Origin of the sequence: Pantoea sp. ACRSC (assembly GCF_022346785.1) — a bacterium.
GTDB lineage: Bacteria > Pseudomonadota > Gammaproteobacteria > Enterobacterales > Enterobacteriaceae > Pantoea > Pantoea alvi.
Genome location: NZ_JAKRNN010000001.1, coordinates 106,827 through 130,853 on the forward strand (window position 1 = coordinate 106,827; position 24,027 = coordinate 130,853).

Below are 24,027 nucleotides of genomic sequence, written 5' to 3' on the forward strand. Positions count from 1 at the left end.
GTGTCTGAGGCGACTCACTTGTCTACTACCCGGAGGGGATGCAATGAAGCTGGTTACCGTGGTCATCAAACCGTTCAAACTGGAGGATGTGCGCGAAGCTCTCTCCTCTATCGGCATTCAGGGGCTGACCGTCTCTGAAGTCAAAGGGTTCGGCCGCCAGAAAGGCCATGCAGAGCTCTATCGCGGCGCCGAATACAGCGTGAACTTTCTGCCCAAGGTCAAGATCGACGTCGCTATCGCCGACGACCAGCTCGACGAAGTGGTGGATGTGATCAGCAAAGCGGCCTACACCGGCAAGATCGGTGACGGCAAAATTTTTGTCGCCGAGCTGCAGCGCGTCATCCGTATTCGTACCGGTGAAACCGACGAAGCAGCGCTCTAATTTCGGCTACGTAATCTGATGGGATGGAAAAAAATGAATAAAGCACTCACCTTGTTGGGCCTCATCAGCCTGTCGCTGTTACCGTCGCTGGCGATGGCTGCGCCGGCCGTAGCGGATAAGGCCGACAACGCCTTTATGATGATTTGCACCGCGCTGGTGCTGTTTATGACGATTCCAGGGATAGCGCTGTTTTACGGCGGCTTAATCCGCGGCAAAAACGTGCTCTCTATGCTGACGCAGGTGGCGGTGACCTTTGCGCTGGTCTGCGTGCTGTGGATTGTGTATGGCTATTCGCTGGCCTTCAGCGAAGGCAACGCCTTCTTCGGCAGCTTCCAGTGGGCAATGCTGAAAAATATCGAGCTGAAAGCGGTGATGGGCAGCTTCTATCAATATATCCACGTTGCGTTCCAGGCGTCGTTCGCCTGTATCACCGTGGGGCTGATTGTCGGCGCCATCGCTGAACGTATTCGCTTCTCCGCCGTGCTGATTTTTGTTGGCGTGTGGGTGACGCTGGCCTACCTGCCGATTGCACACATGGTCTGGGCAGGCGGCTTCCTCGCGCAGGATGGCGCGCTGGACTTCGCCGGCGGTACCGTTGTGCATATCAACGCCGCGATCGCGGGCCTGGTGGGTGCCTATCTGGTGGGCAAACGCGCCGGCTTCGGCAAAGAGGCGTTTAAGCCGCACAACCTGCCGATGGTTTTCACCGGCACGGCAATCCTCTATGTCGGCTGGTTTGGCTTTAACGCCGGTTCAGCCTCAGCCGCCAACGAAATCGCTGCGCTGGCCTTCCTGAACACCGTGGTCGCTACCGCAGGCGCCGTGCTCTCCTGGACCTTCGGCGAGTGGGCGGTGCGCGGCAAACCGTCGCTGCTGGGTGCCTGTTCGGGCTTTATCGCCGGTCTGGTGGCCATTACCCCAGCCTGCGGCTATGTAGGCGTCGGCGGCGCGCTGATTATCGGCCTGGTGGGCGGTCTGGCAGGACTGTGGGGCGTAACCTCCCTGAAGAGAATGCTGCGCGTGGATGACCCGTGCGACGTCTTCGGCGTGCACGGCGTGTGCGGCATCGTTGGCTGTATCCTGACCGGCGTGTTTGCCTCCTCTTCGCTGGGCGGCGTCGGCTATGCGGAAGGCGTCACCATGGGCCATCAGGTGTGGGTGCAGCTGTTCAGCGTCGGCGTGACTATCGTCTGGTCGGCAGTGGTCGCCTTTATCGGCTTTAAGCTGGCGGATATGATTGTGGGTCTGCGCGTGCCGGAAGAGCAGGAGCGCGAAGGTCTGGACGTCAACAGCCACGGCGAGAACGCTTACAACCAGTAAGCCGTCGGGCAGAGAGAAGCAGTGCGCTAAAAATAAAAAGCAAAAAGGGGCTACTATTCGCCCCTTATTTTTTGCCTCTTTGCCTCTGGCAGCTTATTCGCTGCGCTGACGCATCACCCCTTCCTGCACGGTTGAGGCGACCAGCACGCCCTGCTGGTTATAGAACTCGCCGCGCACAAAACCGCGCGCCCCTGAGGCGGAGGTGCTTACCACGCTGTAGAGCAGCCAGTCGCTGAAGTTAAAGGGGCGGTGAAACCACATCGAATGGTCGATGGTGGCGACCTGCATATCCGCCTCAAGAAAACCCTTGCCGTGGGGCTGTAGCGCCACCGGCAGGAAGTTGAGGTCGGAGGCGTAGCCAAGCAGATACTGGTGAATGCGCAGATCGGCGGGCAGCCCGCCGTTGGCGCGGATCCACACCTGGCGCACCGGCTCGTCAACGCGGCCTTTCAGCGGATTGTGAATCTGAACCGGACGTATCTCCAGCGGCCGCTCGGCGATAAATTTCTCGCGCACCTTTTCCGGCAGCAGATGCGCCATCTTTTGCGCCAGATCCTGCTCCGATGCCAGCGTTTCCGGGCCAGGCACCTCGGGCATGGCGTTCTGATGCTCAAAGCCGCTCTCAGGCGCCTGGAAAGAGGCGGTCATATAGAAAATAGGCTGTCCGTTTTGCACCGCGCTGACGCGGCGCGCGCTAAAGCTTTTGCCGTCGCGCAGGGTTTCCACATCGTAAATAATGCCTTTCTTGCTGTCGCCCGGCCGCAAAAAGTAGCTGTGGAAAGAGTGGATAATACGCTCTTCCGGCACGGTCTGTTTCGCCGCGTAGAGCGCCTGGCCGACCACCTGGCCGCCAAATACCTGACGCAGTCCTAAATCTTCGCTCTGGCCGCGAAAGAGACCCTCTTCCAGCTTTTCCAGATTTAATAAATTAAGCAGATTCTGCAGCGCCTGGCTCATAGTGCAATCCTCACAAAGTTAACCCGCTCAGTGTGAAAGATCCGACCAGTTTCCGTCAATCAAAGAGTGCAGCAGAGGCCGCGCGGAGCAGAGAGGAAATATCTGGATTTTATGCCAGGATTAACCACATAAGGCGAATGAAACCCCAGGCGAAGAATTCGCAGCCGATAATCATAGTGATCAGATGGAGACGACATCAATGAAACTCTGGCAAGTGGTAAGTGGTATTACCTTGATTGCAGCCGCTGCAGGCTGCGCCGATCACAGCAAACCGGTGCCGGTGCCGGTGCCGACGCTGGGGGCCAGCGCGGCAGGGCAACAGGCGGCCATTGCGCAGCCTAACGTGAGCGGTTCGGTCTATATCCGTCAGCGGATAGCACTGCCGCCTGACGCGGTGCTGACGGTTACGCTCTCCGACGCGACGATGGCGAACGCGCCGTCGAAAGTGCTGTCGCAGCGCGCTGTACATACGCAGGGTAAGCAGGCGCCGTTCCAGTTCGTGCTGCCGTTTAATCCGGCCGATATCCAGCCCAACGCGCGTATTCTGCTGAGCGCAGCGATCACTATCGACGGCAAGCTGGCGTTTATTACCGATACGGTGAAGCCGGTTATCAACCAGGGCGGCACCAAAGCGGAACTGCTGCTGGTACCGGTGCCGCAAACTGCGCTGCCTACCCAGCCCGGCGCGGTCACCACGGTGCCGTCAACCTCGCCAACGCAGGTTACGCCATCTTCTTCCGTTCCTGCGCCAACCAGCCTGTAACCTGAGAGAAGCGGGGCGCTCTCGCCCCGCTGTCAGGGCTGCCAGCGATAAGCGTCCAGCGCGATGCGGCCATCGTCGCTGATTTCAACGCCTTCCGCCGCCAGCGCGTCGCGCTGTCTGAGCAGATCGTCACCCTGCAGGGAGATTGCGCCGTGGCGGTTAATGACGCGATGCCAGGGGAGCTGGCTGCCGGGCGGCAGCCGACGCAGAACGCCGCCCACCTGACGCGCCGCGCGCGGCGACCCCGCCAGGCGGGCGATATCGCCGTAGGTGGCTACTTTACCTTGGGGAATAGCGGCAACAATATGCCATATGCGCTGCTGAAAACTCTCCTGGGGATCCATACTGGCCTTCCATAGAAGCAAAAACGCTACTGTAGCACAGCGAGGTGGCCGTCTGGTGAGACGCATTGTTCAAGAAAACAACGGTCATCCGGGCGGCGCTTGCAATTGGCGGGGGCTTCCCTGATAATGCCCCCGCCTTCGAAAGAGGGCTTGTCAATGGAGGCTCTGTTGGTCCTCCCGCAATGCTAACTTGTGAACTCGGTCAGGTCCGGAAGGAAGCAGCCGCAGCAGGCGACGCGTGTGCCGGGATGTGGCTGGCAGGGCCTCCACCACTTTCTCCCCTCGAAAAATCCCCAGACGTCTCCCATAACCGCCACTCCATGGCGCGTTAAAGATTTATTTAGAATAAAGCGGGTGGGTTGCAGCAAACGGGAAGGAAAAACAGTGTGTTAACGCACAAACTTCCATACTGAACCAGGGACTTTGTCGTAAAGCTTATTCATCGTCAGTTCAGCAAGACGATGGTCAGCGGCAGAGTAGAATACCGCCAGTTCATCATCAGATAACTCATACTTATTCTTTTCAATTACGCGCTCAAGCGTATCGATCGATCGGCAGCGTCTCAGCCGCATCAAATAATCAGTTTTCGTCAGATTTTTATCGTTCATAAATAAACCGGTCTCATGTTTACCTAAATGGAGTGGCTGGGTTGCTGAAGAAAAGCGCACTCTTCGCTAAACAGATTAAATAAGCGTCGAGCGGAACGCTGCCACCGATTCAGATCCTGCGCGTTGATACCATAATTAGTGAATAGCATAAAGGTATCGTCAAGATAGTCATCGATCTGCGTTATCAAATCTTCATCTTCAGCATGCTTTATTTTGTAATTCATCGTGAAAGAAGCAATGTGCTCAATCAAATCATTAAGCTGTAAATTGTTCTCAGAAGTCGGGTCGTTAACCCAGCCGTGATGGCTGTCGGTCAGCGTCGCCATACTTTCGTCAAACAGGTTCTCACACAGGAATTTAAGCTGGGCAATATCATGCCGTTTCGGTGAGTACTCGTCCATCTTTTTCCCCTCCATAGCTTGCACGGATACCGCTGCGCGGCGAGTTAAGGTTAAGCGGCCAGGAAGTGATTACGAATTGCGGTCAAAGCTTGGGATACATTAAATATAAAACACAATCATTAGATTTGCTCACCTCAATTACCAAATATTACAATTCGTCGGCGGGTGAGGGTTGCTGGTTGGCTATCAGCTCAAACTCAAGCCTGCCGGGCAGAACCTGAAACAGAACCTGCTCTTCGCGGGTAAAAACTTCATTTAAATCCAGACAAGGACTAAATATATGCCCATCAAATTGATAAAGCATTTTAAAACGATTGCTGGCTAACTTTTCAACAGACTTTATTTTAAAACTCTCTGGAACTAACTGTGCATGTGGTGAATACCAGTGCAAATCACCTGCCAGAGGTTGTGCTATTTTGGGAATATTCCGTTGGATAAACGCCGTTAATTCTGGGACGGTCGGGTTTTCCGGGTTGATATTGCTTTCAAGCTGCAGAGACATTTCATTTACCGCTTCAGTAGATTGTTAAACCGATCATTAGACTTGTGCAACCACTTTGCAACGCCTCTTTTAACGACAAAATCTATTGTTGTTATTCATAAAGGCTTTTTCCTCAATGAATCAGATAAATGGCATGCCGATTTGCTGAGCGAAAACGCGCTGCTGATACCTTTTGAAACATATTACCTGCACGTCCCAATCTCAATATGCGGTAGATTGTTGTTATGTTATAACATAATGAGTTAATCATGAGTCAAAGTGGAATGCTGCTTTCGCTGGGCGGAAGAGTCGCGGTTGCCTTGTTTATTATCGCTCTGCTCGCGCTGGCAATAGCGTGGGGAGTCGCATCATGATGCGTTTTACCCGGCTGCAGGCGGGCTATCAAAACAGAGCGGTGACGCCGGTTATTGATGCCGAATTAACCTCCGGAAGCATGACGGCGCTGACTGGCGCCAACGGCAGCGGTAAATCGACGCTGCTGAAAACCATTGCCGGACTGATAAAACCGGTGGCAGGAAGGTGCGATCTGCAGCTTCCTCAGAAGGCTATCGGCTGGATGCCGCAGCGCAGCGAACTGGAGACGCGCTTTCCGTTAACCGTATTTGAGCTGGTGTCGATAGGCTGCTGGCCGCGCTGCGGCTGGTTCGGCGGCATCAGCCGCAGCATGCGGCAGGAGATCGACCAGGCGCTGGATGCGGTTCAGATGCGCGATTTCGCCAGCGCGCAGCCCGCCACGCTGTCGGGAGGCCAGCTGCAGCGCGTGCTTTTCGCCCGCCTGCTGCTGCAGCGTAGCCCGCTGTGGCTGCTGGATGAACCTTTTAACGGTATCGACAGCAAAACGGTGACGCTGCTGATGTCGATCCTGCAACAGCAGCAGCAGGCAGGTACCACGCTGCTGGTGGTGCTGCACGACCGACCGCTGGTGGCGCGCTATTTCAGCGAGGTGCTGTCGCTGGACGAGGCGGTCAGCGAAGTGCCTGTCGCGCCGCGGAGCCTGGCCTCATGACGCTGATTCAGCCTTTTATTGAATTTGGCTTTATGCGGCGCGCCCTTGTCGCCTGCGTGGCGCTGGCGGTCAGCGCTACGCCGCTCGGCGTCTTTTTATCGCTGCGCCGCATGAGCCTGATTGGCGATGCGCTGTCGCACGCGGTCTTGCCGGGAGCGGCCATCGGCTACCTGATTTCGGGCCTGTCGCTGGTGGCGATGGGCATCGGCGGGCTTATCGCCGGGCTGGCGGTGGCGCTGCTCTCAGGGGCGGTAAGCCGCTACACGCCGTTAAAAGAGGATGCCAGCTTCGCCGGCTTCTATCTGGGCTCGCTGGCGCTGGGCGTCACGCTGGTATCGCTGCGCGGATCAAGCGTCGATCTGCTGCACGTGCTGTTCGGTTCGCTGCTGGCGGTAGATAACCCGGCGCTGCTGCTGGTCGGCGCCATCGCCGCCTTTACTCTGCTGATGCTGGCAATTATCTATCGTCCGCTGGTAATTGACGCTTTCGATCCCGATTTTCTGCGCGCGCAGGGCAAATGGAGCGCACCGCTGGTGCATGGGCTGTTTCTGATGCTGGTGGTGCTCAACCTGGTAGCAGGCTTTCAGGTGCTCGGCACCCTGATGTCGGTCGGGCTGATGATGCTGCCTGCCGCCAGCGCCCGTTTCTGGAGCCGACATCTGGCATGGATGCTGGCCACTGCGATGGCGCTGGCGATCGCCGCCGCCGCGATCGGGCTGATGCTCTCCTGGCGCTTCTCGCTGCCGGCGGGGCCGGCGGTGGTGCTGAGCGCCGCGCTGCTCTTTTTTCTTTCCATTCTGGCAGGACCATGCGGCGGCATTTTGCGCCGCCATTAAACAGGGGTATTTATGAAGACGTTATCATTGAGCATGGCGATCGGCGCGCTGCTGATCAGCCCGTTATCCATGGCGAAAACCGTGAACGTTGTCGCCAGCTTTACCGTACTGGCGGATATCGTAAAGCAGGTGGGGGGCGAGCACGTTAACGTGAAGTCGCTGGTCGGGCCGAATGGCGATCCCCATACCTTCGAGCCGACGCCGCAGGACAGCCAGGCGCTGGCTGGTGCGGATCTGGTATTCGTAAGCGGCCTGGGGCTTGAGGGCTGGATGGATCGGCTGGTGAGCGCTTCGGGCTACAAAGGCGACGCGGTGGTCGCCTCGCGCGGAGTGGCGACGCGCAGTATGGAAGAGGATGGCAAGAGCGTTACCGATCCCCACGCGTGGAATAGCATGCGCAACGGGGTTATCTACGCCACCAATGTGATGAACGCGCTGATCAAGGCCGATCCGCAAGACGCCGAGGCTATTCGCCGCAGCGGTGAACATTATATCGAACAGCTGCAGACGCTGGATGGCTGGGCAAAAACCGCCTTTGCGGCGATACCGGTGGCGAAGCGCAAGGTGCTCACCAGTCACGATGCGTTCGGCTATTTCGGGCAGCGCTACGGCGTGACCTTCCTGGCACCGGTCGGCTTCTCTACCGAATCGGAGGCGAGCGCCAGCGAGGTCGGTGGGCTGATCAGGCAGCTCAAGGCCGAGCATATTCACAGCTACTTTATTGAAAACCAGACCGATCCGCGCCTGGTGAAACAGATCGCCAGCGCAACCGGCGCCCAGCCCGGCGGCGAGCTTTATCCAGAGGCGCTGTCGCAGCCTTCTGGCCCGGCGCCCACCTATGTCGCGGCGTTCCGCCACAACGTCGACGCCATGATCCGCAGCATGAAATAAAAAAGGCCGGGGAATTCCCCGGCCAGTTATCACGACACCTTCTAACGTTTTTTCTTTCTTCCCTGTACCGCCTTAAAGCGCGGATTCGATTTGCAAATGACAAAAACGCGTCCGTGACGGCGCACAACTTTGCAATCCTTATGACGTTTTCTGGCCGACGCCAGCGAATTTAATACCTGCATCTTTAGCGACCTTATTTTTTAAGAAAGCGACCAAAGCGCTGGTTGAAGCGCGCGGCGCTGCCCTCTTTAGCAAACTCTTTCTGCTTGCCGGTGTAATAGGGGTGAGAAGCGGACGAGACGTCCAGCGTCATATAGGGCAGGGTCTCGCCTTCAAACTCGATAGTGCGCTCCGTTTTAATGGTGGAGCCGATTTTGAAATATTTATCGACGGTCGTGTCGTGGAACACCACCGGACGGTAATCAGGATGGATATTCGGTTTCATAACGCCTCGCAAATGTTATGTTATAAAGTAACATTATTATGGCGCGCGGCGACGCGAAATGCAACCCATGCTGGCCAGGGCGATCGGAGCTTTTGCCCACTCTTTTGGTGGAAACTCAGGCTGGCTGGTGAGAAGGGGGGAGGCGGCTTGAGTATTTTTGTCACTGGGGAAGCTGTCCGTGCTGGCGCAACACCCATAAAAAAGGCCGCTTGCGCGGCCTTTTATCATTCAGCAAAGATTAATGCTGATGGTTCTGTTCGGTCGGATGACCTTTTTCCAGCTCCGATTTGTTCTTGCCGAAGCGGCGGCGCACCACCACGAAGAACACCGGAACGAAGAATATCGCCAGCGCGGTCGCCGTGACCATCCCGCCCATTACGCCGGTACCGACGGCGTTCTGCGCGCCGGAACCTGCGCCGGTGCTGATCGCCAGCGGCAACACGCCGAGAATAAAGGCCAGCGAGGTCATCAGAATCGGACGCAGGCGCATACGACAGGCTTCCAGCGTCGCTTCCACCAGGCCTTTGCCCTCTTTCTCCATCAAATCCTTGGCGAATTCGACGATCAGAATGGCGTTCTTGGCCGACAGCCCGACGGTGGTCAACAGACCTACCACGAAGTAAACGTCGTTACTCAGTCCGCGCAGCGTGGTAAAGATCAGCGCGCCGATAACCCCGAGCGGCACCACCAGCATAACCGAGAACGGAATCGACCAGCTCTCATAGAGCGCTGCCAGACAGAGGAAGACCACAATCAGCGAGATGGCGTAGAGCGCAGGCGCCTGGTTGCCGGAGAGGCGTTCCTGATAGGACATGCCCGTCCAGTCATAGCCGATGCCCGCAGGCAGTTTCGACGCCAGCTCTTCCATCAGGTTCATCGCGTCGCCGGAGCTTTTGCCTGGCGCAGCCTGGCCCAGAATCTCCATTGACGGCAGGCCGTTATAGCGCTCCAGACGCGGCGAGCCGTACTGCCACTTCGCCGATGAGAAGGCGGAGAAGGGCACCATATTGCCGCTGCTGTTGCGCACATACCATTTGCTGATGTCGTCCGGCAGCATACGGTCTTTCGCTTCGCCCATTACGTAGACCTTCTTCACGCGACCGCGATCGATAAAGTCATTGACGTAAGAGCCGCCCCAGGCTGCGCCGAGCGTGGTGTTGATATCGGAGATCGATACTCCCAGCGCCTGCGCTTTTTCCTGATCGATAGTCAGCTTGTACTGCGGCGTATCTTCCAGGCCGTTGGGACGCACGCCCACCAGCGTATCGGAGTGCTGCGCCACCATGCCCAGCAGCTGGTTACGCGCTTCGGTCAGTTTTTCATGACCAAGGTTGTTCTGGTCGATCAGCTCAAAGTCGAAGCCGGTCGCGTTCCCCAGCTCGATAATCGCCGGCAGGTTGAACGGGAACACTGACGCATCTTTGATCTGGCCCAGCGCGACCATAGCGCGACCGGCGATAGCCGGCACCTTCAGATCGCTGTTGCTGCGTTCATCCCAGGGTTTCAGGCTGACGAAGGCGATACCGGTGTTCTGACCACGGCCGGAGAAGCCGAAGCCGTTAACCGTAAACACCGACTTGACGCTGTCCTTCTCTTTATTAAGGAAGTAGTCAGTAATCTGATCCATGACCTTCTGCGTACGCTCTTGCGTCGCGCCCGCAGGCAGCTGCGCCTGAGCGAGCAGCAGGCCCTGATCCTCTTCCGGCAGGAACGAGGAGGGGAGGCGCAGGAACAGATAGGCCATACCCACCACGATTACCAGATAGATCACCAGATAGCGGCCGGTGCTGCGCACGATATGGCCAACGCTGTCGACGTAGTGGTTGGTGCTCTTGTCAAACAGGCGGTTAAACCAGCCGAAGAAACCGGTGGTTTTGCCGTGATCGCCTTTTTTGATCGGCTTCAGCATCGTGGCGCAGAGCGCCGGCGTCAGGATTAACGCCACCAGCACCGACAGCGCCATCGCAGAAACGATGGTGATGGAGAACTGGCGATAGATAACCCCGGTGGAGCCGCCGAAGAAGGCCATCGGGATAAAGACCGCCGAGAGCACCAGCGCAATACCGACCAGCGCGCCCTGAATCTGCTCCATCGAACGCTTCGTCGCCTCTTTAGGCGGCAGCCCCTCTTCGGCCATCACGCGCTCAACGTTCTCAACTACCACGATGGCGTCATCCACCAGCAGGCCGATGGCGAGCACCATACCGAACATCGTCAGCGTGTTTATCGAGTAGCCGAAGGCGCTGATGATGGCAAAGGTACCGAGCAGCACAACCGGTACCGCGATGGTTGGGATCAGGGTGGCGCGGAAGTTCTGCAGGAAGAGATACATGACCAGGAACACCAGCACGATCGCTTCAAACAGGGTTTTGACCACTTCAAAGATAGAGATCTTAACGAACGGCGTGGTGTCATAGGGATAAACCACTTTCAGGCCGGCCGGGAAGGTCGACTGCAGTTTGCCCAGCTCCGCCTTCACCGCGTTGGCGGTATCGAGCGCGTTCGCGCCGGTCGCCAGCTTGATACCGATACCGGAAGCCGGTTTACCGTTATAGCGCGCGATAACCTCGTAGTTCTCGCCGCCCAGCTCGATTTTCGCCACGTCGCGCAGGCGAACCTGCGAACCGTCGGTGTTCACCTTCAGCAGAATTTTGCCAAACTCATCGGTCGAGGTCAGACGCGTCTGCGCAATGATTGAGGCGTTGAGCTGCTGGTTCGGCGCGGCAGGTGCCCCACCTAGCTGACCCGCTGCGACCTGGGCGTTCTGGGTGTTAATGGCGCTGATGACGTCGACCGGCGTCAGCTGATAGTTATTCAGCTTTGCCGGATCCATCCAGATACGCATCGCATACTGCGCACCGAAGATCTGGGTATCGCCGACGCCCGCGGTACGGCTGATGGGGTCTTTAATGGTTGACGCAACGAAATCGGAGATATCGTTCTGGGTCATTGAACCGTCATCGCTGACGAAACCCGCCACCATCAGGAAGCTGCTGGAGGATTTCTGCACCTGAATACCCTGCTGCTGCACTTCCTGCGGCAGCAGCGGCATCGCCAGCTGCAGTTTGTTCTGCACCTGGACCTGCGCGATATCGGGATCGGTGCCGGATTCAAAGCTCAGGGTCAGCTGCAGGTTACCGGAAGAGTCACTGTTTGATGAGAAGTACATCAGCCCATCAATACCGTTCATATTCTGTTCGATAACCTGCGTTACGGAGTCCTGCAGCGTTTTCGCATCGGCGCCCGGATAGGCGGCACGAATCTGCACGGCCGGCGGAGCAACGTTGGGATATTGCTCGATCGGCAGCTTAAGAATCGATAGCGCACCCGCCAGCATCACGATGATGGCGATTACCCACGCAAAGATGGGGCGATCGATAAAGAACTTAGCCATGTATCAACGGCTCCTGTTAAGACGAAGTTTTTTCAGACTGGGTCTGAGATTGCGCACCGGCGTCAGATTTCTGCTCGGCAGCGACTTCCTGCGGCGTCACCTGAGCGCCTGGCTTCGCGCGCTGCGTGCCGACGCTGATTACGCGTTCACCCTCTTTCAGACCAGAGGTCACCAGCCATTTGTCGCCGATCGCCTGCGAGGCGTTGACGCTGCGTACTTCAACCTTGTTGTCCGCGCCAACCACCATCACGGTCGCCTGACCGGTCGGCGTGCGGGCCACGGCCTGCTGCGGAACCAGCAGCGCATTCGGGTTGGTGCCTTCTTCCAGACGCGCGCGGACGAACATGCCCGGCAGCAAACGGTGATCCGGGTTCGGCACGATAGCGCGCAGGGTGATAGAGCCGGTGGTTTCGTCAACCGTGACGTCGGAGAACTCCAGCGTGCCTTTCTGCGGCGATTCGCTGCCGTCCTGCATCAGCAGGGTAACGGTTGCTTTGCCATCGACCTGCTTCAGCTGGCCAGACTCCAGCTCAGCGCGCAGGCGCATAAACTCGTCGCTGGACTGGGTAACGTCAACATACATTGGGTCGAGCTGCTGCACAGTGGCCAGCGCGGTGGTCTGCGCACTCTGCACCAGCGCCCCTTCGGTCACGGACGATTTGCCGATACGACCGCTGATAGGCGAGGTCACTTTGGTGTAGGCCAGATTGATGCGGGCGGTTTCGACGTTTGCTTTCGCTACCTGCACGGCAGCGGCATTCTGCGCGGCGGTGGCGACGGCGTTATCGTAATCCTGCTGGCTGATATATTTGGTGCCGAGCAGCGGCTTGTAACGGTTAACCGTCAGCTGCGCGATGCGGGCGTTGGCTTCTGCCTGCGCCAGATCGCCTTTCGCGCTGTCGTAGCTTGCCTGGTAGGTAGCAGGATCGATCTGATAAAGCGATTCGCCCGCTTTAATATCGCTGCCTTCCACAAAATTACGCTTCAGAATGATACCGGAAACCTGAGGACGCACTTCAGCCACGCGATAGGCGGAGGTGCGGCCCGGCAGCTCCGTGGTGATCTTCAGGGGTTCGCTTTTAAGGGTGACAACCCCCACTTCCGGCGGGTGCTGCTGGGCGGCTTGCTGGGATTTATTATCATCACATCCTGTTAACACAAAGCTGCCTGAAAGCATCAGGACGGCCGCCAGAGGCGATAATCCTCTGTTTTTATTCATAAATAAACCTCTAGTGTCCGATATCAATTGATCAATGGATCACAAACCGATAAACCCATTGCTGCGCTAAAACCCGGGTCATGCTATGGTACATACATTCACAAATGTATGTAAACTTGCCAGTTCGTAAAAAAAACTCCCTATGGCACGAAAAACCAAAGCCCAAGCACTTGAAACGCGTCATCAAATTCTTGATGCCGCCCTTGCGTTATTTTCCTGCCAGGGCGTCTCCACCACCTCGCTTGCGGATATCGCAGCAGCGGCCGGCGTAACGCGGGGCGCAATTTACTGGCACTTTAAAAATAAAGCCGATGTGTTACATGAAATCTGGCTGCGCACCGACGCTGGGCTTGATGATGTGGAACTTGAGTATCAGTCAAAATACCCTGGCGATCCACTCTCTGTATTGCGCGCAATGCTGATCTATATCTTTGAAGCAACAGCAAAGGATCCGCAGCGACGCGCGCTGATGGAGATTATTTTCCATAAGTGCGAATTCGTCGGCGAAATGGCGGCGCTGAAAATCATGCAGCAAAGCCTGCTTTCAGAGTGCTATGACAAAATAGAAGATGTTTTGAAAGAGTGCATTGAGGCAGGGCAATTACCCGTGAGACTGAACACCCGCCAGGCGGCGCTGCTGATGCGGGGCTACGTCAACGGCATGATGGAGAGCTGGCTGTTTGCGCCGGAGAGCTTTGACCTGGCGGCGAGCGCGCCGCAAATTGTCGAAGCCTGTATCGATATGCTACGTCTGAGCCCGACGTTAAGCGCGTCGCATCAGCCCTGACGTTCTGCGTCGCGCTTTTTCTCAAAGTCGCGCTGCACGATCGCCAGCGCCGCCAGCACGGTTTCGGCAGGCAAGCGGTTCTCTTCCAGAAGCTGAATTAAGTCTACCGCCAGTTTTATCTCGTCGGGCGCGGTTTCCAGTGACATTTTCGTTCCTTATATACGCAGTTTCGCTGCGACCAGCAGCATGAGTAGCGCGCCGCCCAGCGCAATGCCGAGCGCAGCGGGATGGAGCGTCGCCAGCGATCCGAGATTGTAATAGCTGGCGATATAGCCGCCGACCAGCGCGCCGATCACCGCCAGCACCAGGGTGGCGGCAAGGCCGCCGGGCCGACCGGGAAAAAAGCGCCGCTTCAGCCAGCCAGCGACCGCTCCAGTAATAATCCAGGCGATGATTCCCATTTCAGGCTCCTGATCAGATGGCCTAAGTATAGGCGTCAGTGGGCATCGTCGCGCAGAGAAAGCGCCCAGTTCACCGCGTGAATCGCCTGGCGGCAGCGCGCCATGCGGCCTTCCAGCACCTCAAGATCCTGCTTTAACTGCTGCTGCGCCGCCAGGCTCTCCGCCAGCGCGAGCCGCTGTTCGCGCTGGTCAATCATCGCCTGCAGCCGCCGCTCATACTCGCGGTATTCCGCCAGCTTCTGCTGACGCGGCGGCGTCGCGGGCCGTTCGCGGCGCGGGCGCAGCTGCTGCGTATTCGCTTCGCGCTGCAGGGCGGCAATCTGATTCACCAGCTTCTCCGCCAGCCAGACGCGCTCTGACTCGTTTGCCGAATCGCACAGCAGCTGCAGATTACGCTCTATCTCCTGCAGGTAGTCGGCCAGCCGCGTGCCGCTGGTGGTAAATAGCTGTTTGTCGAAGCGCGGGGTGCGGCAGCGTCCGTCGGGATGCTGGGCGATCTGCGTCTTGAGCGCCGTCAGGCAGGCGGCCAGGCGCTGTTGAGTGGTGGCGGACGCCATTATCTTTTCCTTATCTGTGCTAACGTAGCGCGCATGCAAAAGATCCAGGCAAGGCTATGCAACGTATTTTACTTCTGACTCTCGGCTGGCTGGCCATCATACTCGGCGCGCTGGGCATTGTATTACCATTATTGCCGACCACGCCATTTGTGCTGCTGGCGGCCTGGTGCTTCGCCCGATCGTCGCCGCGCTTTCATCACTGGCTGCTGTGGCGTTCGCCGTTCGGGCGCTATCTGCGCCACTGGCAGCGCCATCGCGCGATGCCGCCGGGCGCGAAAGGCCGCGCTATGGCGCTGACGCTGGTGACTTTTTGCGTTTCGATCTGGCTGGTGAAAATTCTGTGGGTACGCCTGTTCCTTGGCGTAATGCTCTGCTTTTTGCTGCTGATGATGTGGCGTATTCCTGTGGTGGCCGAATCGTCCGACGATCGCGCGCCGCCGCGATAAGGTTGCATTTAGCCGGCCATTTGCTTAGATTTGGGCATCTTCGTGCGTGGCTTCCCTTTTTTTACTCTCTGCGTCTGATTCATTTTGGAATCTGACGCTATGGAAGCTGCGCGATATAAAGTTTTTACCAGGCGTAACATTATGACCGCAACTGCGCAGCAGCTTGAATTCATTAAAGAGAGCATTAAAAGCATTCAGGATTACCCGAAACCCGGGATCCTCTTCCGCGACGTCACCAGCCTGCTGGAAGATCCGCAAGCCTACGCCGCGACTATCGCGCTGCTCGTCGAGCGCTATCGCGATCGGGGCATTACTAAAGTGGTCGGCACCGAAGCGCGCGGTTTCCTGTTCGGCGCGCCGGTCGCGCTGGGATTAGGCGTCGGCTTCGTGCCGGTGCGCAAGCCGGGCAAACTGCCGCGCGCTACCTTCAGCGAATCCTACGAGCTGGAATATGGCACCGATGCGCTCGAGCTGCATAAAGACGCGATTAAGCCTGGCGACGTCGTGCTGGTGGTGGACGATCTGCTGGCGACCGGCGGCACGATCGAAGCGACGGTCAAGCTGATCCGCCGCGCAGGCGGCGAAGTGAAAGACGCCGCGTTTGTCATTAACCTCTTCGATCTGACCGGCGAATCTCGCCTGAAAGCGCTGGGCGTCAACTGCTACAGCCTGGTCAACTTTCCCGGTCACTAAGTGATGATGGCCTCGCCGCGCGCGAGGCCAGCAAGTGATAGGCATTGCCCGCCGTCGCTGTTAAACTACTGCAACGATATACAGGGGTTGCAGCGCGTCTGCGCTCATCTTTCCAACCACATCCAGTGATCGAATCCACATGAGCTATCAGGTACTTGCGCGAAAATGGCGTCCCCAGGCATTTGCTGACGTTGTCGGTCAGGAACATGTCCTGACCGCGCTGGCGAATGGACTGTCACTGGGACGTCTCCATCATGCCTATCTCTTTTCCGGCACGCGCGGCGTGGGCAAAACCACCATCGCGCGCCTGCTGGCGAAGGGACTCAACTGCGAAACCGGCATCACCGCCACGCCGTGCGGCAAATGCGACAACTGTCGCGAGATCGAACAGGGCCGCTTTGTCGATCTGATCGAGATCGACGCCGCGTCGCGCACCAAGGTGGAGGATACGCGCGATCTGCTGGACAACGTGCAGTATGCGCCCGCGCGCGGCCGCTTTAAGGTCTACCTGATCGATGAAGTGCATATGCTGTCGCGCCACAGCTTTAACGCGCTGCTGAAAACGCTCGAAGAGCCGCCGTCGCACGTCAAATTCCTGCTTGCCACCACCGATCCGCAAAAGCTGCCGGTAACTATCCTCTCCCGCTGTCTGCAGTTTCATCTTAAGGCGCTCGACGTTGAGCTGATCCGCAAACAGCTCGACTATGTGCTGCAGCAGGAGCAGATCGAAAACGAACCGCGCGCGCTGCAGCTGCTGGCGCGCGCCGCCGACGGCAGCATGCGCGACGCGCTCAGCCTCGCCGATCAGGCGATCGCCATGGGGCAGGGCGTGGTCAGCAGCCTTGTTGTCAGCCAGATGCTCGGCACCCTGGACGACGAGCAGCCGCTGGGGCTGATCGAGGCGCTGGTGGACGGCAGCGGCGAACAGGTGATGACCCTGCTTAACCAGGCCGCGTCGCGCGGCGTGGAGTGGGAGGCGCTGCTGGTGGAGATGCTGCGTCTGCTGCACCGCATTGCGATGGTGCAGCTGCTGCCCGGCTCGCTTAGCGACGAAGAAGAGAGCCACGCGCCGCGTCTGCGCGAACTGGCGCGCGTTGTGCCGCCCGCCGACGTTCAGCTTTACTATCAAACGTTGCTGATGGGGCGCAAGGATCTGCCGCTGGCGCCCGATCGCCGCATGGGCGTTGAAATGACGCTGCTGCGCGCGCTGGCGTTTCATCCGCAGACGGCGATCGCCGAACCGGCGGCGCGTCCAGCTATGACGCCGCAGGCGGAGCCGAGCGCCGTTGCGCCGCAGCCGCATAGTGCCGCCGCGCAGCCGCGTATTGCCCCCACGCAGCCGCATGTCGCCGCCGCGCAGCCGCAGATGGCACCGCCCGCGCCGCCGCCGGAACGGGTTGCCGCGCCGGTCGAAGCGCCACCGGCCGCCGCGCCGGACGGCTCATTCTCCGATACCACCAGCCAGCTCCTGCAGGCGCGCACTCAGCTGCTGCGCCAGGGGGCCAGCAAACCAAAAAAGAGTGAGCCGGCAGCGTCCCTGACGCGGCCGGCTACCTCCGCGCTGGAGCGCCTGGCCTCAGTTACCGAACGCGCGCAGGCAGCGCGTCCGCGCGAGGCGGCGCCGACGAAAAAAGAGGCGTACCGCTGGAAAGCGCAGTCGCCGGTCGAGGCGGCGCCCGAGCCGGTGGCGACGCCAAAAGCCTTGCGTTCGGCGCTTGAGCATGAGAAAACCCCTGAGCTGGCGGCGCGCCTGATGGAAGAAGCGCAGCAGCGCGATCCCTGGGCGGCGGAAATCGCCGCGCTGCCCCTGCCGAAGCTGGTGCAGCAGCTGGCGCTCAATGCCTGGAAAGAGACGACGGAGCAGGGCGTTTGCCTGCATCTGCGCGCCGCGCAGCGTCATCTGAACTCCGCGTCGGCGCAGCAGGTGCTTGCCGCCGCGCTGAGCAACGCCGCCGGTCAGCCGGTTGAATTGACTATCATTGAAGATGATAATCCTGCGGTATTGACGCCACTTGAGTGGCGGCAGGCCATTTACGAAGAGAAGCTGGCGCAGGCGCGCCAGTCTATCATTAGCGATACGCACATCCAGACGCTGCGCCGTTTCTTCGACGCCGATCTGGATGAAGAGAGTATCCGACCCGTTTGACCACGCTGCCGCTGTCTCATGGATAGCGATGCGGCCTTAGCTGAGAGAGAAAACTATGTTTGGTAAAGGCGGACTGGGCAACCTGATGAAGCAGGCCCAGCAGATGCAAGACAAAATGGCCAAAGTTCAGGAAGAGATCGCCGCGCTGGAAGTGACCGGCGAATCGGGCGCGGGCCTGGTGAAAGTCACCATTAACGGCGCGCACAACTGCCGCCGCGTGGAGATCGACCCCAGCCTGCTGGAAGATGACAAAGAGATGCTGGAAGATCTGGTTGCCGCCGCATTCAATGACGCCGCTCGTCGTATCGACGAAACGCAGAAAGAGAAAATGGCCTCTGTTTCCGCGGGCATGCAGCTGCCGCCCGGCTTCAAGATGCCGTTCTGATGCAAACCAGTCCACTGCTTGAAGCTCTGATGGAGGCGCTGCGCTGCCTGCCCGGCGTTGGGCCGAAGTCGGCGCAGCGCATGGCGTTTCAGCTGCTGCAGCGCGATCGCAGCGGTGGCATGCGGCTGGCGCAGGCGCTGACGCGCGCCATGTCCGAAATCGGCCACTGCGCCGACTGCCGCACCTTCACCGAGCAGGAAATTTGCACCATCTGCGCCAATCCGCGGCGTCAGCAGAATGGGCTTATCTGCGTGGTGGAGAGCCCGGCGGATATTCACGCCATCGAGCAGACCGGTCAGTTTGCCGGCCGCTATTTCGTCCTGATGGGGCATCTCTCTCCGCTGGACGGCATCGGCCCGCAGGATATCGGGCTGGATCGGCTTGAGCAGCGGCTGGAGAGCGAAACCATCAAAGAGGTCATCCTCGCCACCAACCCCACGGTTGAGGGCGAAGCGACCGCCAACTATATCGCCGAGCTGTGCGGCCAGTATGGCGTCGAAGCCAGCCGCATCGCTCACGGCGTGCCGGTTGGCGGCGAGCTGGAGATGGTGGATGGCACCACGCTCTCCCACTCGCTGGCCGGGCGCCACAAGATTACTTTCTGAACGCTTGCCGACGTCGTTAACGACGTCGGCTTGAAATTTTCTGCACCATCCCCACATCAACCTCAACGTTCGTTCAACCTGATTCCGTTGAGGTAACAATGACCATGAAAGGACAAGAGACGCGTGGCTTTCAGTCAGAGGTAAAACAGCTTCTGCACCTGATGATCCATTCCCTCTATTCAAACAAAGAGATTTTCCTGCGCGAGCTAATTTCCAACGCCTCGGACGCTGCTGACAAGCTGCGCTTCCGCGCGCTGTCGGACGCCAGCCTCTATGAAGGCGACGGCGAGCTGCGCGTGCGTCTCTCTGTGGATAAGGACAAACGCACCCTGACGCTGTCGGACAACGGTATCGGCATGCGTCGCGACGAGGTGATTGAGAACCTGGGCACCATCGCCAAATCCGGCACCAAATCTTTCCTCGAATCGCTAGGCTCAGACCAGGCGAAAGACAGCCAGCTGATCGGCCAGTTCGGCGTCGGCTTCTACTCGGCGTTTATCGTGGCGGACAAAGTATCGGTGCGCACCCGCGCGGCCGGTGCCGCAGCAGACGAGGGGGTGTTCTGGGAGTCGGCCGGGGAGGGTGAGTACACTATCGCCGATATCACCAAAGCCGATCGCGGCACCGAGATCACCCTGCATCTGCGCGAAGGCGAGGATGAATTCCTCGACGCCTGGCGCGTGCGCAGCATCATCGGCAAATATTCCGATCACATTGCGCTGCCGGTAGAGATTGAAACCAAAGACGCTGAAAACGACACCACCACCTGGGAGAAGATCAACAAAGCCCAGGCGCTGTGGACGCGCAATAAAGCGGATATCAGCGACGAAGAGTACAACGAGTTCTATAAGCATATCGCCCACGACTTCAGCGATCCGGCCACCTGGAGCCATAACCGCGTAGAAGGGAAGCAGGAGTACACCAGCCTGCTCTATATCCCGTCGCGCGCGCCGTTTGATATGTGGAACCGCGACCACAAGCACGGGCTGAAGCTCTATGTGCAGCGCGTCTTCATCATGGATGACGCCGAACAGTTTATGCCGAACTACCTGCGTTTCGTGCGTGGCCTGATTGACTCCAGCGATCTGCCGCTGAACGTCTCGCGCGAGATCCTCCAGGACAGCCGCGTTACCCAGACCCTGCGCGGCGCGCTGACCAAACGTACCTTGCAGATGCTGGAGAAGCTGGCGAAGGATGACGCCGAAAAATACCAGACTTTCTGGAAAGAGTTTGGCCTGGTGCTGAAAGAGGGACCGGCGGAAGACAGCGCTAACCAGGAAGCGATCGCTAAACTGCTGCGCTTCGCCTCCACTCATAACGACAGCGCCGAGCAGACGGTATCGCTGGACGCGTACGTCAGCCGCATGGTGGAAGGTCAGGAGAAGATCTACTACATCACCGCCGACAGCTACGCCGCTGCGAAGAGCAGCCCGCATCTGGAGCTGTTCCGCAAAAAAGGTATCGAGGTGCTGCTGCTCTCCGATCGCATCGACGAGTGGATGATGAGCTACCTGACCGAGTTCGACGGCAAGCCGTTCCAGTCGGTGAGCAAGGCGGATGAGTCGCTGAGCAAGCTGGCAGACGAAGAGAGCGAAGAGCAGAAAGAGGCGGAGAAGGCGCTGGAGCCGTTCGTGGATCGCGTGAAAACGCTGCTGGGCGACCGCGTGAAAGAGGTGCGTCTGACGCATCGTCTGACCGATACGCCAGCTATCGTCACCACCGACGCTAACGAAATGAGCACCCAGATGGCGAAGCTGTTCGCCGCGGCGGGCCAGGCGGTGCCGGAAGTGAAGTATATCTTCGAGATCAATCCCGACCATCAGCTGGTGAAACGCGTTGCGGATACCCAGGACGATGCACGCTTCGGCGAATGGGTAGAGCTGCTGCTGGATCAGGCGCTGCTGGCCGAGCGCGGCACGCTGGACGATCCTAACCAGTTTATCCGTCGAATGAATCAGCTGCTGACGGCGTAAGCTCGCAGCGACAAAGATAAAGGCCGGTGCTTAAGCACCGGCTTTTTTTTACAGCGGTGCTGTCGCGGGGGGCATGGCCCGATCGCAAAGACGCCAAAAGCAGCATCCATGCCGGCTCGGCCTGCGCCTGCCCTGGCGCAGGACGCTTTGCTCCTCGGGCCATGCCACCCGCGCCTTGAGTTGGGTGCCTGTCTTTAAGTTACACCTGGCCGTGCGCTTTTTGGGCCCCTGCGCCAATGGTTCAGGTTCTAAACAGACCTTACTGCTGCGCCGCCTCGCGCAGCCAGTCGCGAAACAGCGTAATCTCCCCGTCGTGGCGCCGCGACGCCTTCGTCATCATCCAGGTGGCGCGATCGACGCGCACAAAGCCGAGCGGGGCGATCAGCGTTCCGTCTTCAAGCTCGTGGCGCACCAGCAGCCGCGGCGCCACAATCACGCCCAGCCCGTTTTTCGCCGCCTGAATGCCGAGCGTCAGGTTGTCGAAATGCTTTCCCGACCAGAAATTACCCTGTACCTCAGCGTTTTTCGCCCACTCCGCCCAGGCGTGCAGGCGCGTATCGACGTGCAGCAGGGGAAGGGCGGCGAGATCCTGCGCGCTGCGAAAACGCGAGGCGAACAGCGGCGCGCAGAGCGGCCCGGTATAGTCGTCGCCGATCAGCGTCGCGTCGATATCCCCTTCGGGCGGCTGTTCGTAGCTAAGGATCAGCACGTCAATATGCTCGCTGCGCAGCTGGCTTAGCGCCATCTGCCCCTGAAAGTGGATCTCAATATCGGGATAGCGCTGATAAAAGGTGCTGATACGCGGGATCAGCCACTGCGACAAAAAGCTGGGGGCGCATGAGACGGTCAGGTGGTGACGCATACCGGTACGAATACTGGCGCAGGTGGTGGAAAGCTCGCTAAACGCTTTCTGGCAGCTCAGCAGCAGCCGCTCGCCGTGTGAGGTTAACTTTACGCGTCCGTTGGTGCGCACGAAAAGCGGCTTACCCATCCAGCTCTCCAGCTGGCGAATCTGATGGCTGACGGCGCTGTGAGTGACGTGCAGATGCTCGGCCGCCACGCTAAAGCTGCAGTGCAGCGCCGCCTGGTGAAAATGGTGCAGCGCCCTTAGCGGAGGTAGCCGGGTCATACTCATCCCCTGTGTAAAAACCTAACAGGGATTGTCAGTTTATATCATTTTAAAGTCCAGCCGCATTCCGTTAACCTGGCCCGCTGATTATAGCGGGTTGACTGCCAGGCAAAGCTATGCGTGGTCTGGTCTTGCCGCCACGCCCGCCATCACCCGACAAAGAGAAGAGAACCACGACGCGATGGCATTTCACTCATGGGCCGACCGACCTTTCGAGGCGCGAGACCGCTTACGCACCCTGTTATCACGGCATTACCGGCTGGAGCAGTTTGATTTGTTCTTTGCTCCTTCGCTGCATGTGGCGCGCATTCTGCTTTCCCAGCTGTTTCTGCGCCAGGAGCAGATGCGCAATCAGACGCGCTACGCCACGCACTATCCGGTGACGGAGCTGCACGTCTTGCCTGCCGTGCCGCTGATGGCCGGAAATATCAATTTCATCGCGCACGTGGAGCTGCCCCATGGTCGCGTGCGGTCGCTGCTCACCTGCCAGCAGCAGGGCGTGGTCGACGTCAGCGAGAGCTTCGCCAGCGTGCTGCATGAAGAGGTGATCGCTCAGGCTGGCCTCTTCGTTGCGCGCCTCGACCATCATGCCGATCTGCCGGGCGGTCTGGTGCTGGTGGCGCTGCGCACCGCCGACTTCAGCACGCTGGTGCGCAGCGAGCTGCGCCTGTTCGAGCAGGGCCTGCCGCTAAACGCGCCGGTGCTGGCCGCGCTGGGTCGCGTGCGGGAGCCGGACTGGCGTCCTTATAATCACGCCCGCGTCGAGGCGATCGCGCTTAACGCGCCGGTGCTGCTCGCCTCCAGCCATACGCCTGGCATGCCGTTCGCCAGCTTTTCGCTGCCGCAGACGCTGCTGGCTACGCTGAGCCCCGCCAGCGATCTGGAGATAGGGCTGCAGCAGGGCTATCTGCTGGTGCGTGCCAGCCAGCGCGGCGGCGCGCGCAGGCAAACCAACCTGACGCCGCAGATCCTCAGTCGGGTTCAGGCGCTGTTCAGCCCCGGCGGCAAATCTGAAAAAAGAGAGTAGTCGCACCTGCCGGCCGCCGTTTATGGAGAAACGGGCTGCTGCCGCCGGCAAGGAAGCCGCGCCTTTCTTGTGGTGAGCGGGTCATAATGGTATGGTCTTCGCCTTCTAGATTGATCAATGCGATTCGCAAGGGGATTTACGCAATGCGTATTATTCTGCTCGGTGCTCCGGGCGCAGGTAAGGGCACTCAGGCTCAGTTCATCATGGAGAAATATGGCATTCCGCAAATCTCCACGGGCGATATGTTGCGTGCAGCGGTTAAAGCCGGCACCGAGCTCGGCAACCAGGCGAAAGCCATCATGGACGCCGGTAAACTGGTCACTGACGAGCTGGTTATCGCGCTGGTAAAAGAGCGTATCGCGCAGGAAGACTGCAAAAACGGTTTTCTGCTGGACGGTTTTCCTCGCACCATCCCACAGGCGGATGCGATGAAACAGGCCAACATCAAAATTGACTGCGTGCTGGAGTTCGCGGTGCCGGACGAGCTGATCGTCGATCGCATCGTCGGCCGCCGCGTTCATGCGCCGTCAGGCCGCGTTTATCACGTTAAGTACAATCCGCCGAAGGTGGAAGGTCAGGACGACGTCACCGGCGAAGCGCTGACCACGCGTAAAGACGATCAGGAAGAGACCGTGCGCAAGCGCCTGGTAGAATACCATCAGCTGACCGCGCCGCTGATCGCCTACTACAGCAAAGAAGCGGAAGCGGGCAACACCGCTTACCACAAAATCGACGGCACCCAGCCGGTCGCCGACGTCAGCAAGCAGCTGGCGAGCATTCTCGGCTAACGCCGTTGGGGCTGGCAGTGCC

General features: G+C 58.9%; 28 protein-coding genes, 1 other RNA gene and 1 other annotated feature. Of the genes, 16 read left to right on the plus strand and 13 right to left on the minus strand.

Annotated features, from left to right (window positions below; translation table 11 throughout):
* Nucleotides 1–43: 43 nt before the first annotated feature.
* Nucleotides 44–382 carry a P-II family nitrogen regulator gene (gene glnK, locus MHZ97_RS00515; RefSeq protein WP_033752690.1) on the plus strand — a complete coding sequence of 113 codons (339 nt, stop codon included), beginning with the start codon at nt 44–46 and terminating at the stop codon, nt 380–382.
* A 33-nt stretch (nt 383–415) separates the two neighbouring features.
* The gene (gene amtB, locus MHZ97_RS00520; protein ID WP_033788819.1) at nt 416–1,702 is read left to right on the plus strand and encodes an ammonium transporter AmtB; all 1,287 of its coding nucleotides are present in this window, start codon (nt 416–418) and stop codon (nt 1,700–1,702) included.
* A 93-nt stretch (nt 1,703–1,795) separates the two neighbouring features.
* Here the strand turns inward: amtB and tesB are convergent, their stop codons facing one another.
* On the minus strand, nt 1,796–2,659 hold the full coding sequence (gene tesB, locus MHZ97_RS00525) for an acyl-CoA thioesterase II (RefSeq protein WP_033788820.1): 864 nt from the start codon (nt 2,657–2,659) through the stop codon (nt 1,796–1,798).
* Nucleotides 2,660–2,858: 199 nt separating this feature from the next.
* On the opposite strand from tesB, the gene MHZ97_RS00530 reads away from it, so the two are divergent.
* Complete coding sequence (locus tag MHZ97_RS00530; protein ID WP_239313041.1) at nt 2,859–3,422, plus strand: YbaY family lipoprotein; 564 nt, start codon at nt 2,859–2,861, stop codon at nt 3,420–3,422.
* A gap of 32 nt (nt 3,423–3,454) precedes the next feature.
* Here MHZ97_RS00530 and MHZ97_RS00535 read toward each other — a convergent pair whose 3' ends face one another.
* Complete coding sequence (locus MHZ97_RS00535; RefSeq protein ID WP_239313039.1) at nt 3,455–3,766, minus strand: MGMT family protein; 312 nt, start codon at nt 3,764–3,766, stop codon at nt 3,455–3,457.
* A gap of 166 nt (nt 3,767–3,932) precedes the next feature.
* Here MHZ97_RS00535 and ffs point away from each other — a divergent pair.
* Nucleotides 3,933–4,029, plus strand: an RNA gene (gene ffs / locus MHZ97_RS00540) — signal recognition particle sRNA small type.
* Nucleotides 4,030–4,155: 126 nt separating this feature from the next.
* Here ffs and MHZ97_RS00545 read toward each other — a convergent pair.
* The 3 genes from MHZ97_RS00545 to MHZ97_RS00555 form a co-directional block, all read right to left on the minus strand.
* Complete coding sequence (locus MHZ97_RS00545) at nt 4,156–4,374, minus strand: HHA domain-containing protein (protein ID WP_033752683.1); 219 nt, start codon at nt 4,372–4,374, stop codon at nt 4,156–4,158.
* A 23-nt stretch (nt 4,375–4,397) separates the two neighbouring features.
* Nucleotides 4,398–4,775, minus strand: coding sequence for an Hha toxicity modulator TomB (gene tomB / locus MHZ97_RS00550; RefSeq protein ID WP_239313036.1), 378 nt, complete (start codon nt 4,773–4,775; stop codon nt 4,398–4,400).
* Between the two features lie 148 nt (nt 4,776–4,923).
* Nucleotides 4,924–5,277: a hypothetical protein gene (locus MHZ97_RS00555; protein ID WP_103795081.1), complete on the minus strand. Its 354-nt coding sequence runs from the start codon at nt 5,275–5,277 to the stop codon at nt 4,924–4,926.
* A 349-nt stretch (nt 5,278–5,626) separates the two neighbouring features.
* Between MHZ97_RS00555 and MHZ97_RS00560 the strand changes: the two genes are divergently transcribed.
* From MHZ97_RS00560 to MHZ97_RS00570, 3 genes are read left to right on the plus strand one after another with little or no spacing between them, the layout of a single operon-like run.
* Nucleotides 5,627–6,283, plus strand: a complete 657-nt coding sequence (locus tag MHZ97_RS00560) for a metal ABC transporter ATP-binding protein (protein WP_239313033.1) — start codon at nt 5,627–5,629, stop codon at nt 6,281–6,283.
* Nucleotides 6,280–7,119, plus strand: a complete 840-nt coding sequence (locus MHZ97_RS00565) for a metal ABC transporter permease (protein ID WP_103795079.1) — start codon at nt 6,280–6,282, stop codon at nt 7,117–7,119. The genes MHZ97_RS00560 and MHZ97_RS00565 overlap by 4 nt, the downstream gene beginning before the upstream one ends.
* 12 nt (nt 7,120–7,131) lie before the next feature.
* The gene (locus MHZ97_RS00570) at nt 7,132–8,010 is read left to right on the plus strand and encodes a metal ABC transporter substrate-binding protein (protein WP_103795078.1); all 879 of its coding nucleotides are present in this window, start codon (nt 7,132–7,134) and stop codon (nt 8,008–8,010) included.
* Between the two features lie 41 nt (nt 8,011–8,051).
* Here the strand turns inward: MHZ97_RS00570 and ykgO are convergent, their stop codons facing one another.
* The 4 genes from ykgO to MHZ97_RS00590 all read right to left on the minus strand — a co-directional run bounded on the left by ykgO (nt 8,052) and on the right by MHZ97_RS00590 (nt 13,068).
* Nucleotides 8,052–8,192 carry a type B 50S ribosomal protein L36 gene (ykgO, locus tag MHZ97_RS00575; protein ID WP_103795077.1) on the minus strand — a complete coding sequence of 47 codons (141 nt, stop codon included), beginning with the start codon at nt 8,190–8,192 and terminating at the stop codon, nt 8,052–8,054.
* 11 nt (nt 8,193–8,203) lie between these two features.
* On the minus strand, nt 8,204–8,455 hold the full coding sequence (locus MHZ97_RS00580) for a type B 50S ribosomal protein L31 (protein ID WP_103795076.1): 252 nt from the start codon (nt 8,453–8,455) through the stop codon (nt 8,204–8,206).
* Nucleotides 8,456–8,693: 238 nt separating this feature from the next.
* On the minus strand, nt 8,694–11,849 hold the full coding sequence (locus MHZ97_RS00585) for a multidrug efflux RND transporter permease subunit AcrB (RefSeq protein ID WP_103795075.1): 3,156 nt from the start codon (nt 11,847–11,849) through the stop codon (nt 8,694–8,696).
* A 16-nt stretch (nt 11,850–11,865) separates the two neighbouring features.
* Nucleotides 11,866–13,068, minus strand: a complete 1,203-nt coding sequence (locus MHZ97_RS00590; protein WP_103795074.1) for an efflux RND transporter periplasmic adaptor subunit — start codon at nt 13,066–13,068, stop codon at nt 11,866–11,868.
* A 142-nt stretch (nt 13,069–13,210) separates the two neighbouring features.
* On the opposite strand from MHZ97_RS00590, the gene acrR reads away from it, so the two are divergent.
* Nucleotides 13,211–13,855, plus strand: coding sequence for a multidrug efflux transporter transcriptional repressor AcrR (gene acrR, locus MHZ97_RS00595; RefSeq protein ID WP_224481528.1), 645 nt, complete (start codon nt 13,211–13,213; stop codon nt 13,853–13,855).
* Here acrR and rsmS read toward each other — a convergent pair.
* The 3 genes from rsmS to priC are packed head-to-tail and all read right to left on the minus strand — an operon-like array spanning nt 13,846 to nt 14,813.
* Nucleotides 13,846–14,001: a pleiotropic regulatory protein RsmS gene (rsmS, locus tag MHZ97_RS00600; RefSeq protein WP_103795073.1), complete on the minus strand. Its 156-nt coding sequence runs from the start codon at nt 13,999–14,001 to the stop codon at nt 13,846–13,848. The two genes, acrR and rsmS, sit on opposite strands and share 10 nt — an antisense overlap.
* Nucleotides 14,002–14,010: 9 nt before the next feature.
* On the minus strand, nt 14,011–14,256 hold the full coding sequence (locus tag MHZ97_RS00605; protein WP_103795072.1) for a GlsB/YeaQ/YmgE family stress response membrane protein: 246 nt from the start codon (nt 14,254–14,256) through the stop codon (nt 14,011–14,013).
* 35 nt (nt 14,257–14,291) lie between these two features.
* A complete protein-coding gene (gene priC, locus MHZ97_RS00610) occupies nt 14,292–14,813 on the minus strand; it encodes a primosomal replication protein PriC (protein WP_103795071.1) in 522 nt (173 codons plus the stop codon).
* Nucleotides 14,814–14,869: 56 nt separating this feature from the next.
* On the opposite strand from priC, the gene MHZ97_RS00615 reads away from it, so the two are divergent.
* The 6 genes from MHZ97_RS00615 to htpG all read left to right on the plus strand — a co-directional run bounded on the left by MHZ97_RS00615 (nt 14,870) and on the right by htpG (nt 21,061).
* Nucleotides 14,870–15,259 (plus strand): DUF454 family protein, encoded by a 390-nt coding sequence (locus MHZ97_RS00615; RefSeq protein WP_239313030.1) that lies wholly within the window; start codon nt 14,870–14,872, stop codon nt 15,257–15,259.
* 141 nt (nt 15,260–15,400) lie between these two features.
* Complete coding sequence (gene apt, locus MHZ97_RS00620) at nt 15,401–15,952, plus strand: adenine phosphoribosyltransferase (protein ID WP_103795070.1); 552 nt, start codon at nt 15,401–15,403, stop codon at nt 15,950–15,952.
* 139 nt (nt 15,953–16,091) lie between these two features.
* Nucleotides 16,092–18,098 (plus strand): DNA polymerase III subunit gamma/tau, encoded by a 2,007-nt coding sequence (dnaX, locus tag MHZ97_RS00625; protein WP_239313027.1) that lies wholly within the window; start codon nt 16,092–16,094, stop codon nt 18,096–18,098.
* Nucleotides 17,446–17,507: a sequence feature (DnaX frameshifting element), on the plus strand. Its footprint overlaps the gene before it by 62 nt.
* A gap of 55 nt (nt 18,099–18,153) precedes the next feature.
* Nucleotides 18,154–18,483 carry a YbaB/EbfC family nucleoid-associated protein gene (locus MHZ97_RS00630; protein ID WP_103795068.1) on the plus strand — a complete coding sequence of 110 codons (330 nt, stop codon included), beginning with the start codon at nt 18,154–18,156 and terminating at the stop codon, nt 18,481–18,483.
* Nucleotides 18,483–19,088, plus strand: coding sequence for a recombination mediator RecR (gene recR, locus MHZ97_RS00635; RefSeq protein WP_103795067.1), 606 nt, complete (start codon nt 18,483–18,485; stop codon nt 19,086–19,088). Before MHZ97_RS00630 ends, recR begins: the two co-directional genes overlap by 1 nt.
* 98 nt (nt 19,089–19,186) lie before the next feature.
* The gene (htpG, locus tag MHZ97_RS00640) at nt 19,187–21,061 is read left to right on the plus strand and encodes a molecular chaperone HtpG (RefSeq protein WP_103795066.1); all 1,875 of its coding nucleotides are present in this window, start codon (nt 19,187–19,189) and stop codon (nt 21,059–21,061) included.
* Between the two features lie 259 nt (nt 21,062–21,320).
* Here htpG and MHZ97_RS00645 read toward each other — a convergent pair whose 3' ends face one another.
* On the minus strand, nt 21,321–22,190 hold the full coding sequence (locus MHZ97_RS00645; RefSeq protein WP_103795065.1) for a LysR substrate-binding domain-containing protein: 870 nt from the start codon (nt 22,188–22,190) through the stop codon (nt 21,321–21,323).
* A 181-nt stretch (nt 22,191–22,371) separates the two neighbouring features.
* Between MHZ97_RS00645 and MHZ97_RS00650 the strand changes: the two genes are divergently transcribed.
* On the plus strand, nt 22,372–23,217 hold the full coding sequence (locus tag MHZ97_RS00650) for a DUF6024 family protein (protein WP_103795064.1): 846 nt from the start codon (nt 22,372–22,374) through the stop codon (nt 23,215–23,217).
* Nucleotides 23,218–23,360: 143 nt separating this feature from the next.
* Entirely contained in the window at nt 23,361–24,005 is a 645-nt protein-coding gene (adk, locus tag MHZ97_RS00655; protein WP_103795063.1) for an adenylate kinase, read from the plus strand.
* Nucleotides 24,006–24,027: the final 22 nt, after the last annotated feature.